13 protein-coding genes and 1 pseudogene are annotated in these 14,718 nt (G+C 44.3%); 10 read left to right on the plus strand and 4 right to left on the minus strand.

Annotated features, from left to right (window positions below; all coding sequences use genetic code 11):
• Positions 1 to 78 precede the first annotated feature (78 nt).
• Positions 79 to 1,170, plus strand: a complete 1,092-nt coding sequence (locus G590_RS20905) for a GGDEF domain-containing protein (RefSeq protein ID WP_022766831.1) — start codon at positions 79 to 81, stop codon at positions 1,168 to 1,170.
• Here G590_RS20905 and G590_RS20070 read toward each other — a convergent pair whose 3' ends face one another.
• The gene (locus tag G590_RS20070) at positions 1,171 to 2,250 is read right to left on the minus strand and encodes a hypothetical protein (RefSeq protein WP_022766832.1); all 1,080 of its coding nucleotides are present in this window, start codon (positions 2,248 to 2,250) and stop codon (positions 1,171 to 1,173) included.
• 36 nt (positions 2,251 to 2,286) lie between these two features.
• On the opposite strand from G590_RS20070, the gene G590_RS0116940 reads away from it, so the two are divergent.
• The 4 genes from G590_RS0116940 (at position 2,287) to G590_RS0116955 (ending at position 6,868) form a co-directional block, all read left to right on the plus strand.
• Positions 2,287 to 3,312, plus strand: coding sequence for a glycosyltransferase (locus tag G590_RS0116940; RefSeq protein WP_022766833.1), 1,026 nt, complete (start codon positions 2,287 to 2,289; stop codon positions 3,310 to 3,312).
• A gap of 47 nt (positions 3,313 to 3,359) precedes the next feature.
• The gene (gene trkA, locus G590_RS0116945; protein WP_022766834.1) at positions 3,360 to 4,721 is read left to right on the plus strand and encodes a Trk system potassium transporter TrkA; all 1,362 of its coding nucleotides are present in this window, start codon (positions 3,360 to 3,362) and stop codon (positions 4,719 to 4,721) included.
• Positions 4,722 to 4,725: 4 nt separating this feature from the next.
• On the plus strand, positions 4,726 to 6,171 hold the full coding sequence (locus G590_RS0116950; protein ID WP_022766835.1) for a TrkH family potassium uptake protein: 1,446 nt from the start codon (positions 4,726 to 4,728) through the stop codon (positions 6,169 to 6,171).
• A gap of 112 nt (positions 6,172 to 6,283) precedes the next feature.
• Complete coding sequence (locus tag G590_RS0116955) at positions 6,284 to 6,868, plus strand: hypothetical protein (protein WP_022766836.1); 585 nt, start codon at positions 6,284 to 6,286, stop codon at positions 6,866 to 6,868.
• 104 nt (positions 6,869 to 6,972) lie between these two features.
• Here G590_RS0116955 and G590_RS0116960 read toward each other — a convergent pair whose 3' ends face one another.
• Together G590_RS0116960 and G590_RS0116965 are read right to left on the minus strand one after the other, a co-directional pair.
• Positions 6,973 to 7,788: a TraX family protein gene (locus G590_RS0116960; protein ID WP_022766837.1), complete on the minus strand. Its 816-nt coding sequence runs from the start codon at positions 7,786 to 7,788 to the stop codon at positions 6,973 to 6,975.
• 18 nt (positions 7,789 to 7,806) lie between these two features.
• Complete coding sequence (locus G590_RS0116965; protein WP_022766838.1) at positions 7,807 to 8,958, minus strand: DUF3048 domain-containing protein; 1,152 nt, start codon at positions 8,956 to 8,958, stop codon at positions 7,807 to 7,809.
• 148 nt (positions 8,959 to 9,106) lie between these two features.
• Here G590_RS0116965 and G590_RS0116970 point away from each other — a divergent pair, with 148 nt between their 5' ends.
• The 4 genes from G590_RS0116970 to G590_RS0116985 all read left to right on the plus strand — a co-directional run bounded on the left by G590_RS0116970 (position 9,107) and on the right by G590_RS0116985 (position 13,156).
• Complete coding sequence (locus G590_RS0116970; protein WP_022766839.1) at positions 9,107 to 10,708, plus strand: MBL fold metallo-hydrolase RNA specificity domain-containing protein; 1,602 nt, start codon at positions 9,107 to 9,109, stop codon at positions 10,706 to 10,708.
• Between the two features lie 187 nt (positions 10,709 to 10,895).
• Positions 10,896 to 11,747 carry a thymidylate synthase gene (gene thyA, locus G590_RS0116975; protein WP_022766840.1) on the plus strand — a complete coding sequence of 284 codons (852 nt, stop codon included), beginning with the start codon at positions 10,896 to 10,898 and terminating at the stop codon, positions 11,745 to 11,747.
• Between the two features lie 18 nt (positions 11,748 to 11,765).
• On the plus strand, positions 11,766 to 12,257 hold the full coding sequence (locus G590_RS0116980; RefSeq protein ID WP_022766841.1) for a dihydrofolate reductase: 492 nt from the start codon (positions 11,766 to 11,768) through the stop codon (positions 12,255 to 12,257).
• Positions 12,254 to 13,156: a diacylglycerol/lipid kinase family protein gene (locus tag G590_RS0116985; protein WP_022766842.1), complete on the plus strand. Its 903-nt coding sequence runs from the start codon at positions 12,254 to 12,256 to the stop codon at positions 13,154 to 13,156. The genes G590_RS0116980 and G590_RS0116985 overlap by 4 nt, the downstream gene beginning before the upstream one ends.
• 111 nt (positions 13,157 to 13,267) lie before the next feature.
• Here the strand turns inward: G590_RS0116985 and tnpA are convergent, their stop codons facing one another.
• Entirely contained in the window at positions 13,268 to 13,753 is a 486-nt protein-coding gene (tnpA, locus tag G590_RS0116990; RefSeq protein ID WP_022766843.1) for an IS200/IS605 family transposase, read from the minus strand.
• Positions 13,754 to 13,849: 96 nt separating this feature from the next.
• Between tnpA and G590_RS0116995 the strand changes: the two are divergent.
• A pseudogene (locus G590_RS0116995) lies at positions 13,850 to 14,718 on the plus strand (RNA-guided endonuclease InsQ/TnpB family protein); the annotation flags it as partial.

Genomic DNA, 14,718 nt, shown 5'->3' on the forward strand with positions numbered 1-14,718 from the left:
TGATGTCTTTTTATTTTTATCCGCATGGTTCACTTTGACGCGCAGATTTGATACAATGAGATTTAGGGAGTATCGAATATGAGAATAGTAGATGGCGCTAAAACGATAATAAGCCTGCTTAGGGATTTAAACTCAATGAGCCGTGACGAGAAAGTCGATTTCTATCAGTCTAAATGCGACTACTATCAGGGCATCGTTGAGCTTGGTCTTGTTGTGTCCGCTTTGGTGACACTGTGCTTTATCTACTCCGACTATATGATAAACGGAACTGTCCGTCACACCCTGCTCCCCAGACTTTCAATTCTTTTTTTTATTGTCATATTCTACATCGTTACCCATTTCTGGTCGCATAACAGTCGTGTCATGGTGGTCATGGATTTCTTCCTTGGTCATGGTATGGTAATAGCCGCCAGCTGGACAGCATATAATCTTGTGGACAGGAGCAATTCTATCGAGGGTATCATCATTGTTAATCTTATATGGCTTGTGGTAGGATTTGTTGCTACACCTATGGATTCTGTCATCAATGGGATCGTGTTCATCATTGAGATCATTATAACCAATATTTTTAATCAGTATACGAATTATGACCTTATCATGGCGCTGGAGGTACCGATCATTATCGGCATCATGTTTGTTGAGTATGTGATGACTGCGTATTATCTGGATCACTACAGGGTAACTCAGAAGCTTGAGCTGGCCATGGTCACCGATCCCCTGACCCAGGTTTACAACAGACATCTCCTTGAGAAGATCATCTCCAAGAACGCAATCAAGGATGTTAAAACGGGAGAGCATATAGCTGTTGCTCTTATCGATATCGACGACTTCAAGAAGATTAACGACGAGAACGGCCACTACACAGGTGACCTGACTCTTTTATACATGGGACAGAAGCTCTCCAAGGAGACCCACGATGATGACTATGTAATCCGTTACGGCGGCGAGGAATTTGTTGTTATCCTGCGTAACTGCGACGTCAACAACGCCTGCGCGCGTATGGAGCAGTTCAGGTTAGATATCGTGAATGCAAAAGACACACCGGTACCTTTTACAATTTCGGTAGGTGTGTCATGTTATACGGGTGATTATTCAAAGACTCTTCAGAACGTTGACAATGCGCTTTACAAGGCCAAGAACACCGGCAAAAACAAGGTTGTTGTCATGTGATCAGTACAGTGAGACAACATCGGTTATTTCGCCGTGATCCACCTTGAAGCTCCATACGGAATGCCCCTGGAGCCTGTGCTCTGTTAAAAAGTAGGTGTCATCAACCTTTGAGATATTATAGGGGGTTCCTCCACCAACAAAGTACTGCGCATAAATATCCTCGTATTTCCCTTCGGACAGATCATCAAGGGAAGCGGTCCTTACAAGTGTTGCGTAGTCCTGATTGCCGGTAATATCAGTGGAAACGGTAATATAAAACATATCGTCAATAGGAGTTATCTGTACCATTCCGGCAAGCTCGTCGGGGACCGGATAGCTCTTTTTTATATTCAGGGTCTCCAGGTCGCACTGCAGAATCTGCGGAGATGTTCCTGCAGCTGAGACTCCCGATACGAAGTAGATGTCGTCTCCGACGATGGTAAAAGACCTGACATACAGCCCGGAGAGCTGATCGATCTTTCTGATGTCCGTCAGATACATACGTGTGGAATCCTGTGTGTGTCTGAAGCAGTACAGTTCGCCGGTACTGGAGCTCCATACATAAAATGTGTCGGAAGTTTCATCGTAAACAGTGAAATGAGGTCTGTTGCCGACATCATAAAAGCATTGAGTGTTGATGAACTTGTTGTCTTTTTTCTCAAAGATCAGAACCCTGTTGTTCTCGGTGTCCTCGACCATATATACAGTTCCGTCACTGGCCATGGTGTGGGGCTGGGTTGCCTGGTCACACATGATATACCACTCATTCAGAGGAGCGCCAAGCTCATCGGTATAGATGATCCTGTTGTGATAACAGTCAACGATGAACCACAGATCATCCACCTTGGTTACATAAGTCGGAACGCTCAGTGCGCTGTCGTAGTTATTTGTAAGAGTGTACGAATCAAAGGCACTGTCAGGATTCTTTCCCTCTTCGGTGAACTGGGATTCCTGAACGAAGTCTTTTCCGTTGTAAGGAGCTGCCTTTTCGGGAGCTGAAGTCTCTTTTGCACAGGATGTAAGTGCTGCTACGGTCAAAAGACCTGTTACTGCAGCAAGTATTATTTTATTAAAGTTAAATCTCTTTTTCCAAGTAAACATAATGATATTCTAGCACAACAATAACAGGAGGGCGATATGGTTACTATAAGTCTTTGCATGATTGTCAAAAACGAAGAGGATTGTCTGAAGAGATGCCTTGATAGTCTTAAAGGTATTGTGGATGAAATGGTCGTTGTTGACACGGGCTCCACCGACAGGACCAAAGAAATCGCAAAAGAGTGCGGTGCAAAGGTGATGGATTTTGCCTGGACCGGAGACTTTAGCGATGCCAGAAACTTCGCGTTTTCTCAGGCTGCATGTGACTATATTTACTCCGCGGATGCAGACGAGGAGCTGGATGAGGAAAACAGAAAGCGTTTTATGCAGTTAAAGTCTGATCTCTCCGAGCTTGATATAGATATCGTTCAGATGTATTACTGTAACCAGCTTGAATTCCGTACGGTTTATAACTTTGACCGCGAGCTTCGCCCAAAGCTCTTTAAAAGGGTAAGGCACTTTGTCTGGGAGGATCCGATCCACGAGCAGGTTATTCTTGATCCGGTCATCTGCAACAGTGAGGTTGAGATCATCCACAGGCCTAAAGAAAACCATGCAGGACGTGATCTTGAATCCTTCAGAAGGGCTATCGACCAGGGAAGGCGTCTGTCAACAAGGCTTCACGGAATGTACGCCAGGGAGCTCTTTATGGCCGGAACTGATGATGACTTTATCAAAGCCAAAAAGTTTTTTACAGAGTCTGCCCTTGATAACTCAAGAGGACTTGATGAGATCAAGCAGTCAAGCTGTGTGCTGGCCCACGTTGCGGTTTTAGAAGATGATCCTGCAGCGCTTCTTAAGTATTCCCTCAAGGATGCCATCACAGAGATGAGCAGCGAGATGTGCTACGAGCTGGGTGATTATTATTTCGGCAAAAGAGATATCGATGAAGCCATAGTCTGGTACTACAATGCAGCGTATGAATGCAGCAGTATTCTCGATATTAAAAAGAGTGGAAGCCTGCCCAGACTGGCACTTGCAAGGTGCTACAGAGAGCTTGGCAATGAGGAACAGGCAAGAGATTACGAAAGAGAAGCATCCGAAGTTGAAGAAAATAAGGATTGAGCCTATAATGATAATCGTATTACTATGTTTATCACCGGAGGCATGTTATGCAAATAATTATTGTGGGCTGCGGAAACGTAGGTCAGACACTTACACAGCAGCTTAGCAAGGAAGGACATGATATCACTGTCATCGAGGAGAAGAGCAGTGTTGTTCAGTCTGTAGTAAACAATCTGGACGTCATGGGAATAGTAGGAAATGGCGCCAGTTATTCTATTATGAAGGACGCGGGAATTGAGACTGCGGATCTTATGATTGCCGTTACGGATTCAGATGAGCTGAACCTGCTTTGCTGTCTTATAGCTAAAAAAGCAGGTAACTGCCATACAATTGCAAGAGTCCGCAATCCCGTCTATAATAACGAGATCAACTTCATCAAGGAGGAGCTTGGCCTTTCAATGGTCATTAACCCCGAAGAAGCGGCTGCTTCAGAGGCGGGCAGACTCCTTAAACTCCCATCAGCAACCAAAATCGAGACATTTGCCAGAGGAAGAGCAGAGCTTGTGCGTCTTGTCATTGACGAGAACTCAAGGCTTTGCGATCTTGCGCTGAAAGATATCCCGTCAGACCTTAAAAAGCAGGTTATCATTGCGGTTGTATCAAGGGGCAATGATGTTCATATCCCTGACGGTAACTTTATATTAAGAGCCGGAGATGAGATCACTATCTTTGGATCCAGCAAGAATACCGTAAGTTTCTTTAAAAAGCTTGGACTTCCTTCTGCCAAGGTGCATTCAACAATGATCATCGGTGGCGGAGAGACAGCTTATTATCTTGCTATGCAGCTCATTGCTCTGGGTATCAAGGTAATCATTTTTGACAAGGATCCTGTAAGGTGCAAGGAGCTCACAGATCTTTTGCCTCAGGCACTTATCATTAACGGAGACGGAACAGATAAGGATATGCTACTTGAGGAGGGTGTTACAAGGACTGATTCATTCGTTTCCCTGACCAACCTCGATGAGGAGAATATCATGCTCTCCATGTATGTAAAGAGCATCAATCCTAAGGCTAAGCTTATCACCAAGGTCCACAGGGTTACTTACGGTGATATCATCGGATCACTGAGTATCGGAAGTATCATTTATCCCAAGAACATCACTGCGGACAGGATCGTACAGTTTGTCCGTGGCATGTCAGCGTCCAAGGACAGCAACATTGAGACTCTTTACAAGCTCAATGATGATAAGGTTGAGGCCCTTGAGTTCATCGTAAGAAACGGAAGCCCCGTTATCGGCAAGCCACTTTCTCAGATGAAGATCAAGAAGGGCGTGCTTATCGCCTGCATCAACCATTATGGCGAGATTATTTCACCAAGCGGTGACAGTGTTATAAGAGACAGGGATTCTGTGATCGTTGTCACAACCCTTGCCGGATTAAAAGACATAAGCGATATATTGGAGAATTAAGCAAATGAATTATTCAATGATTAGATATATACTCTTCAGATTGTTTAGGGTCTTTGGAGCACTTCTGGTATTGCCGTTTATCGTGGCAATTATCTACAAGGAGTATGACAGCGCAGAGTCTTTCTTTATGCTGATCCTTATCAGCAGTATAGTCGGATATCTTGGCTCTTTTAAAAAGCCCAAGAATACGGTTATTTATGCCAAGGAAGGTTTTACCATAACAGCACTTGCATGGATCGTTGTGAGTATGCTTGGTGCGGTTCCTTTCGTTGTAACAGGAACAATTCCTAACTACATTGATGCATGCTTTGAGACAGTTTCAGGATTTACAACAACCGGAGGCAGCATCCTGACTTCAGTTGAGCAGATTGAGAAGAGTGTTCAGTTCTGGAGAACCTTTACTCACTGGATCGGCGGAATGGGAGTTCTTGTATTCCTTCTTGCTGTTGTTCCCATGGCGGATGGCTACAGCATGCACCTTATGAGGGCAGAGAGCCCGGGGCCTGTTGTAGGTAAGATTGTTCCCAAGGTAAAAGACACTGCTAAGATCCTTTACCTTATCTACTTCGGCATTACTGTACTGGAGATCATCTGTCTTAAGATTTCTGGCCTTTCACTCTATGAGGCAGCAACCATCACATTTTCTACGGTTGGAACCGGAGGATTTGCGGTAACCAACGCAGGAATCGGTGGTTATTCAACGATCTCACAGGCTGTCATCATTGTATTTATGGCCCTTTGCGGAGTGAACTTCACTGTATATTACTTCCTTATCAACAGGAAGCCCAAGGAAGCATTTGCTATTGATGAGGTCAAATACTATTTCGGAACCATGGCTGTGGCAGCAACCCTCATTGCTATCAATATCTACAGAGCAGGAGTTCTGGATTCAGCAGGAATGTGCTTCCACCATGCGCTGTTTGCTGTTACTTCTATCATGACAACGACCGGTTTTGGCACATTGGATTTTGATAAGTGGCCGGAGTTTTCAAGAGTTCTTTTGATGGGACTGGCATGTGTAGGAGCCTGCGCAGGATCTACCGGTGGCGGATTTAAGTTCTCGAGAGCACTTATCATTATCAGGAATGCCAGAAACGAGCTTAACTTCCTGGTTCATCCCAAGGCTGTAAAGAGAGTGTTCATGGATGGTCATACAGTTGAGGGAACTACTGTTAAGTCTGTTTCGGCTTACCTTGGACTGTATGTTATTACTCTTATAGCATCTGTACTTTTGGTTTCTTTAGACAATTTTGATTACCAGACCACCGTTACATCGGTTATAGCTACACTCAATAACATAGGTCCCGGACTGGGTATGATCGGACCTATGGGTAACTATTCGGAGTTCTCATATTTCTCAAAAATCGTGCTGATGTTTGACATGCTGGCCGGTCGTCTGGAATTGTTGCCTATCTTCATTGTCATGAAACCGAAAACATGGAGACGATAACAAATATAAAATTTTTATAAACTTTTTTCAGAAAAGCCATTGCTAATTGTGTCCAAATTGTGATAAACTTATTAAAGTTTTGAGAACAACGTTTAGTAATGGAGAAAGAAAAATGAAAAGGACAAGGAAACTGGTTGTAACAGTCCTTGTCACGTTCCTTCTAGGATGTATAGTTTTTGCAGGTGTTGCAATTCATGCTGATAGGAGAAATACTACCTCATGCGACGGGGAGGCATACAGTGCAGTGATGGAAACGCTGCTTGGTATAGCTGGCATTGAGGTTGATGATAAAGATGCAGATGTTTTGGCAGGCAGAAGATTATCTCAGAAGCTTACAGTAACCACTGATGATGGAGCAGTTGTAAGCGGTGGAACAGTGACAAAGATCCAGGATGATTTCTATCCCGGAAGCTACAAGATTACATTTTCAAAGAAAGCAATTCTTACTTCCAGAGCAGTTGTGGAAGTACAGATGGATGTTAAAAAGGGTGATGATGTTTATATTCTGATCGGTGACAAGGATTCAGGCTACACGGAGTACGCCTGTGTCACAGCCAAGGAAGACAATCTTGTTTCCTTCGACACCAACATCCTTCAGGATTACACATTAAGCAAGACAGATATCAAGAGTGCTCAGGAAGCTATGGCCGATATTTTTTCAACAGGAACAGGCAGCTCCGAGAACTCAGAAAACTGAATACCTTTATTACTTCGCTATAAGTCCTCTTGGTTGCACGATGCAGCTGGGGGGATTTATTTTGCATTCATCTTGTCGTGCATGACGGCATGAATTGGGTTGTCTTACCCGAAGATCAAACACCTTGCAATATATATCAGGAAAATGTGCACCGGATAGAAGGCATAGAAAAGATATTTAAGATTACCAAGGTTTCTGCCCCTCTTATGGTTGTAGAAGTACAGAAGCGCAAAAGACGGCAGAGCGTAGTATTCGGTACCGAGAAAACTGAGCTCGATATATCCGGCTATAATATTGAGAGGATACTGATATCTGAGAATGTAGAAGATAAAGATAAGTGCAACGCCGAAGCCGTGATAATCGCTGTGGATCAGCTCTCCCACAAGGATTCCGAGCCCGAGTACGATGGCAGATAAAATATAGGAAGCCCAGAAAGGTAGAGGGAACTTTTTACTAAACATCTCCATGATGTACTCTGTTGCCCATATTACAAGAAGTCCGATGAGCAGCGTAAAATACACATTACACTTATCCCAAATAAAATCAAGATTTGCGCCAAAGCATTCAATAAAGTTAATATTGAAGACATCATTCTTGGCGTAGAAGAGAATGTCAAAAAAGGGTTCTGAAATTAAGCCAAAAAGTAACAGGCTAAGAGCGTATCTTAGCCTGTTTTTTGTATGAATGAATCCCTCCACAAGCAAAAAACAGAAGATCGGAAATGAATTTCTGCCGATGCCGCGGAGTATCTTATATATGAGTTTAACTGTTTCAAAAGAAATACTGTCAGGATACAGTCCGGCTCGTACAGCCGGAAGCATAATGCCTGCTGTAAGGTGGTCCAGAAGCATTGTAATACAAGCGATCACTTTGAGAGTGTTGCCGTTTATTTTCTTGATGCCATCTGAAATACCATACATAACTGCTCCTAGAATAAATTACTCGAAGATAACCTTGTCCCAAGTATCGTCAGGTACAAGAGCGATGTATGTCTTACCTGTGTTGATCTGCAGCTCTTCACCGTTCTCGTCATAGAACTTGGTTACACCTGTCTCGCTTGTCTTAGCCCATGTGCAATCCTTGGCTACACCGTTTGTGAGGTACCATGCATACTCGCCTGAGCCGATGCAGTTGTAGATAAGGTATCCGTTATCATCAAGCTGATTGAATGAGCATTTCTGAATGATTACATTCTTGAAAGTAAGTGGCTTCTCATTGGATGCATCAAAGTACTGATCGCCGTACTCATAGTACTCGTACATACCTGTCTCTGAGTTGTACACAAGCTTGGATGAGTTGTGAGTGAAAGGAAGAACTACACCGTTTGCTGTGTAAGATCTGTCATACTTCTCATCGAGCTTGATCTCTTTGCCATACTCAACAAAGTTGAAGTGGCTGCCTTCATTGGCAAACTGGTTGTATGTGGGAGAAATATTGTATTTCTCAATATTTGACTCCATATCTCCGCTGAGGATATACTCTGTGAACTCTTTGCTCTTGCCGTTGTCTACACGTGAGAATACTCCTGAGAGATGATCCTTGGCCCAGTCTTTTGCAAAGTAAGCGTCGTTGTGATAAGGACCTCCGTCGTGGCAAAGGATTGCGTTCCACTCAGATGCCAGAAGGATGTTTGTAGGTCTTGTGCTTCGGATACTTCCGAGCTGCTCGATTGAACCCCAGTCCTTAACGACACACATAAGTCTTGTGATCCTGTCGTTCTTGGTGCTGTTCATCATCTCATAAACAACATCGGCCTTAGTTGTATCAAAGTGAGGAAGGGCAGTGATCTCGTTGTCGACCATTGCTGCGATAGGACGCTGGTCCTTGATATCTTCGCTGATGGGCTCTCCTGTGAGCTCTGAGAAGTACATTCCCTCAGGAAGCACATAGGGCTCATCGGTATCTGCAGGTGCCGCCTCTTCTGTAGTTGTTGACTCGGTAGCGGTATCTGTGATTGACTCAAAGTTTACTCCGCCGGAAGATTCCCCATTGTCTACGTCTGCAGAATCTGATCCGCAGGCTGCCATTGTTACGAGCATTGCTGCACTGAGAATAGTTGCAACAGCTCTTTTCCCGTATGTTCTAAACATTTTCATAATCTCCTTATTTGAATTGAAAATAAACAATCCTTTATATTTTATCAAATCTGCAGGGGTTTTTCCATGCCTTTTACACGAAAGTTTCATGGTATAATGAATCTGGAACAGCAATACTATAAAGATTTAGGAGGCAGTGCTTATGAAACTGATGTTTATTGGTGCTGACCATGAAGTTACCGGAAGCTGTCATTTTATAGAAGCTGCAGGCAAGAACATCTTAGTTGATTACGGAATGGAGCAGGGCAGGAACTACTTTGAAAACGTGCCGCTTCCCGTGTCTGCGCCGGAAATTGATTACGTATTCCTGACACATGCTCATGTGGATCACTCAGGAAATCTCCCTCTTTTATATGCCAAAGGATTCAGAGGCAAGATATTTTCAACAGAAGCTACAGCAGAACTGTGTAACATAATGCTGCGAGACTGTGCCCATATCCAGATGCAGGAGGCTGAGTGGAGGAATCGTAAGGGCAAAAGAACTAAGGAAATCGATATAATTGAACCGACTTATACCATGGAAGATGCAGAGAACACCATCAGATGCTTTGTTCCCTGCAGCTATGGCAAGGAGATAGAGGTCTGTGAGGGAGTTAAGATCAGATTTACCGACATCGGACATCTGCTCGGTTCTTCCAGCATAGAGGTATGGCTTCAGGAAAAGAATGTGGAGAAGAAACTTGTCTTTTCCGGAGATATAGGAAACAAGAATCAGCCGCTGATCAAGGACCCTCAGAAGACTGCTGAGGCTGATGTGGTCGTAATGGAGTCAACCTACGGCGACAGGCTCCACCCGGGCGAGAGACCCGATTATGTAAAAGAGCTTGCGGCTATCCTGGATAGAACCTTTGCAAGGGGAGGAAACGTTGTTATTCCTTCATTTGCTATCGGCAGGACCCAGGAGGTGCTATACTTTATAAGGCTTATAAAGAGGGGACAGCTTGTTACTTCAAAACCTGATTTCAAGGTATTTGTGGACAGCCCTCTTGCGGTAGAAGCAACAGAGATATTCGAGAGAAATCAATATGACTGTTACGATGATGAGGCGCTTGAGCTCATCAGAAAGCACATAAATCCTATAACTTTCCCGGGGCTTAATCTGTCCATCACAACAGAGGAGTCCAGGGCAATCAATGAGGACCCTGAGCCCAAGGTCATCATCTCGGCAGCCGGAATGTGTGATGCCGGAAGAATCAGACATCACCTCAAGCACAACCTCTGGAGAGAGGAGAGCACAATACTCTTCGTTGGTTATCAGTCAGTCGGAACCACCGGACGTGCTATCATAGACGGAGCGGAACAGGTTAAGCTCTTTGGTGAGACCATTGATGTCAAGGCAGAGATTGCCAAACTCGAAGGCCTTTCGGGACATGCCGATCACAACGGACTTATTGAGTGGATAGAGGGCTTCACCAAGAGACCCAAAAAGGTATTTGTTGTACATGGTGAAGACAGCGTCTGCAGCTCATTTGCCAAGTGCCTTGCCAATGAGCATGGGTTCGATGCATACGCACCTTACAGCGGAACAGAGTACGATATCATTTCCGGTCAGATCATCAAGGAAGGTCTGCCCGTACCTGTCAAGAAGAAAGAGTCCACGCTTGTTTCCGATGTTTATGCACGTCTCAAGGCAGCAGGTGCAAGACTTATGGGCATCATAGCGAAGGCAGAAGGAATGACCAACAAGGACAAAGCAAAATTCGCAGATCAGATAAATTCACTTTGCGACAAGTGGTCGCGATAAAGGGGATGAGTAAGCATAGCATTGTGCTTGCACAAAATGCTATGCTTATGATAGACCCTAACGTACCTGAGGAAAAAAGAGATGCGAATATGATGAGCATCTCGATTTCCGAAGGGACGTAGCATGGCGAGAATGCAATGAAGCCATGCGTATATCGCGACATTGTAAATTAAAGGGAGGAGTAACTATGGCAAGAGCGGATGAGATTTTCATCGACATGTGCAGGGATATCCTGGACAACGGAACCTCAACCGAGGGGGAGAAGGTAAGACCACACTGGCCGGACGGAACACCGGCTTATACCATCAAGAAGTTCGGAGTTGTTAACAGGTACGATCTGTCCAAGGAGTTTCCCATAATGACTCTGAGGAAGACAGCACTTAAGAGTGCAACCGATGAGATATTGTGGATTTACCAGCAAAAGAGCAACAATATCAATGACTTAAACAGCCACATCTGGGACGAGTGGGCTGACGAGACCGGATCCATCGGCAAGGCCTACGGTTATCAGATCGGTCAAAAGAGCCTTTACAAAGAGGGTGAGTTTGACCAGATGGACAGGGTTCTCTATGACCTCAAGAACAACCCGTTCTCAAGACGTATCATGACTAATACATATGTCTTTTCCGATCTTCATGAGATGCATCTGTATCCATGCGCTTACAGCGTGACCTACAATGTAACTCAGAAGAAGGGAGAGGACAAGCTTACGCTTAATGCGATCTTAAACCAGAGATCACAGGACGTTCTTGCTGCCAATAACTGGAACGTTGTTCAGTATGCGGTTCTTGTGCACATGATTGCTCAGGTATGTGACATGAACGTTGGAGAGCTTGTACACGTAATCGCTGATGCGCATATCTACGACAGGCATGTTCCGCTTATTAAGGAGCTCATTGAGAGAAAACCGATGCCGGCGCCGAAGTTCCATTTAAATCCTGACGTCAAGGACTTCTACAAGTTCACAAGAAACGATGTATCGCTTGAGGACTACGAAGTAGCCGGTGAGCAGCTTAAGGATATTCCTATTGCTATATAAACAACGGAGGACATAAACATGCAGGCAATTGTAGCAGTGGACAGCAACTGGGCCATTGGAAATAAGGGACAGCTTCTTGTGAGCATCCCTGCAGATCAGAAGGATAACTTCAGGGCACGAACCCTTGATAAAACTATAATCTACGGCAGAAAGACACTGGAGACTTTCCCCCAGAAGATAGTTCTGCCAAAGAGAAGAAACATCATCCTCTCAACCAAACCCGACTATGAGGTGAGGAATGCAGAGGTTGCACACAACAGAGAAGAGCTCATGGAACTCATCAAGGACGAGAATCCCGATGATGTATTTATCATCGGTGGAGCGAGTGTTTACAAGGAGTTTCTTGATGACTGTGACAAGTGCATAGTGACCTTTATCGACAAGGAATATGAGGCAGATGCATACTTCCCCAATCTGGACAAGATGCCGGAGTGGGAACTCACAGAAGAGAGTGATGAACAGGTATACTTTGATCTAACCTACACTTACAGGATCTATACGAGAAAATGAAGAGAAAAAGAGCGCTTGTTTTAATCAACAAATCTGCCGGAATGGGCAGAGCCGGCAATGATACATACGATATAGTCAAAAAACTGGCGGAGAACGGATATGAGCCCATAGTCTTCCCGATTATTCCGGGAACCGAGCTCTCTTCGGAGATACTTCTTTCGCAGTATGACGGCAAGATAGATATGGTGCTGTGCAGTGGTGGCGACGGTACGCTTAACCATGTGATGAGCGCCATAATTGACATGGACAAAAAGCCTGTCCTTGCTTATGTGCCTGCGGGCAGTACCAATGATTTTGCCAAGGGACTTGGTATACCGGCCCAGAGATCCAAGGCCATAGACGTTGCTGTTTTGGGAAAAGAGTATACGTATGATGTAGGCAGGATAAATGACCGCTACTTCAATTACGTTGCTGCTTTCGGAGCTTTTTCCAAAGTGAGTTATGCAACGGATCAGGAGCTGAAAAACGTTCTCGGATATGCTGCCTATGTCATCAGTGCCATAGCGGAGCTTCCACAGAATATCGGCTACAGCACTCACATGAAGGTTGAGGCTGAGGGCATAAGCGAAGAGGGCGACTATCTCTTTGGCGCCATGAGTAATTCAGCTTCTGTAGGAGGTATGAATCTATTCGGGGATTCAGATATCCATCAGGACGATGGTAAGATGGAGCTCATGCTTATCAGGGCTCCCAAGAATCTTGCGGAATTCAATGCTATCCTTACGGCTCTTGCCACCAGAGAAGAAGGTAACCCATATATCACATTTAAGCAGGTAAAATGGGCTAACTTCTATTCTGAGGATGATGTCGAATGGACTCTTGATGGTGAGTTCGGCGGTGCTTATAAAGAGAGCAGGATCGAAGTCGTCAATAAGGCCATAACTATCAGAGTTAAATAACAGCGCTTACAAGTATTGCTGCTAAAATTGAAATTCCGTAGCAGGTATTTATTATTATAACAACGTGCGAGAAAACCCCTTCCGATGAAATCGGTTGTGGGATGAATCGCACTAGCTTTTCTTTTTGTATTTCCCAGTCTTAATGTATTTGCGTTTGTGTTCTTCTGTTCGTTGTTCTTTAATGTATTTCTTAACAGTATCAAGAGAAACATTTCCTGTAGTTGCACAAAAGTAACTTGCACTCCAGAAGGGTGAATCTCCCCAGAGGTATTTCTCAACGTGTGTTCTATATGTATTTCTCACTTCTTTGGACAGCTGTGATTTTAACGAGTTGATGAGTTTTACAGGAGCAACATCAGGTGGCATGGAGATCAGCAGATGCATGTGATCGACATCTGTCTCTGCTGAAATGAGTTCACTGTTCATGCGTCCGCAGAGGTAAGCTGCATAATTCTTCATGAAATCACCAATCTCATCCGTGATCACTTTCTTTCTGTATTTAGTTACGAAAATCACATGGTAAGTGAGTTTGTATACTGAATGTGAGCCTCTTCTGTACTCGTTCAGGATATCTGATTCTACTATTGATTTCTGCATAAATTTACTCCGTAGCTAAAGAGAACATGTGTTTGCTTATTTCTTAAAAGTGTGCTATAATACTAAATATAGAATACTAATGAGGAATTTTCAACCGTGTACAGAACAAGGCAATACAGGATAAGCAACAACCACATACTCTATGACTACTGCAGGGATATCTGCAGAGCATCAGCTGTTCTGTACAACAGGGCAAATTTCATCTTAAGGCAGTATTCGTCTGCAGTAGATTCAATGGCCTTGTTCAAGCCTCTTTTCCCAAATCAGATGATGGTTTACAGGCTCGTAAGGGATAGCCTATGGGGGACTAAATATCTTGGTGACAGCAAGTGGCTCTCATATAATGCCCTTGATCATCTGCTAAAGGTTACAAGGGATAAGGCATACTATGCCCTTCCGTCACAGGCTAATCAGCAGATATTGAAACTCCTTCTCAGGGACTATAAGTCATTCTTTGAAGCGGTAAAAGCATATGGGAGAAATCCTGTAGCTTTCACAGGCCGTCCAAAGATGCCGGGATATATGTCACAGGGCTCATTCAAGACAGCTGTTCTGACTAATCAGATATGCAGGATCAAGGATGGGTATCTTAAGTTTCCCGGTACAAAGGATCAGCTGTCTCTTGGCCAGCTCTCGGAAGAAGTGTGCCTTAAGGAAGTACGTATAAAGCCCGGCGGAAACAGCTTTGTCCTGGATGTGGTCCTTTCGGTCCCTGACAAGGGGATAATCCCTATGGCCGATAAGGATATCCTCTCTGGCCTTTCAGGTATATCAGACTTGAAAGGTATTAGAGTAATGGCAATCGATCCCGGAACAGACAATATCGCCGCTGTAGCAAACACTTTTGGTGCAAGGCCATTTGTGATAAAGGGAGGGGTGATCAAGTCGATCAACCAGCTTTACAACAAGGAGATGAAAAGACTCTCTTCCTGTGCCATGACATGTAACAAGAGGTACAGGACAAG

The organism is Butyrivibrio sp. XPD2006, from assembly GCF_000420865.1.
In the GTDB taxonomy this organism is placed as follows: domain Bacteria; phylum Bacillota; class Clostridia; order Lachnospirales; family Lachnospiraceae; genus Butyrivibrio.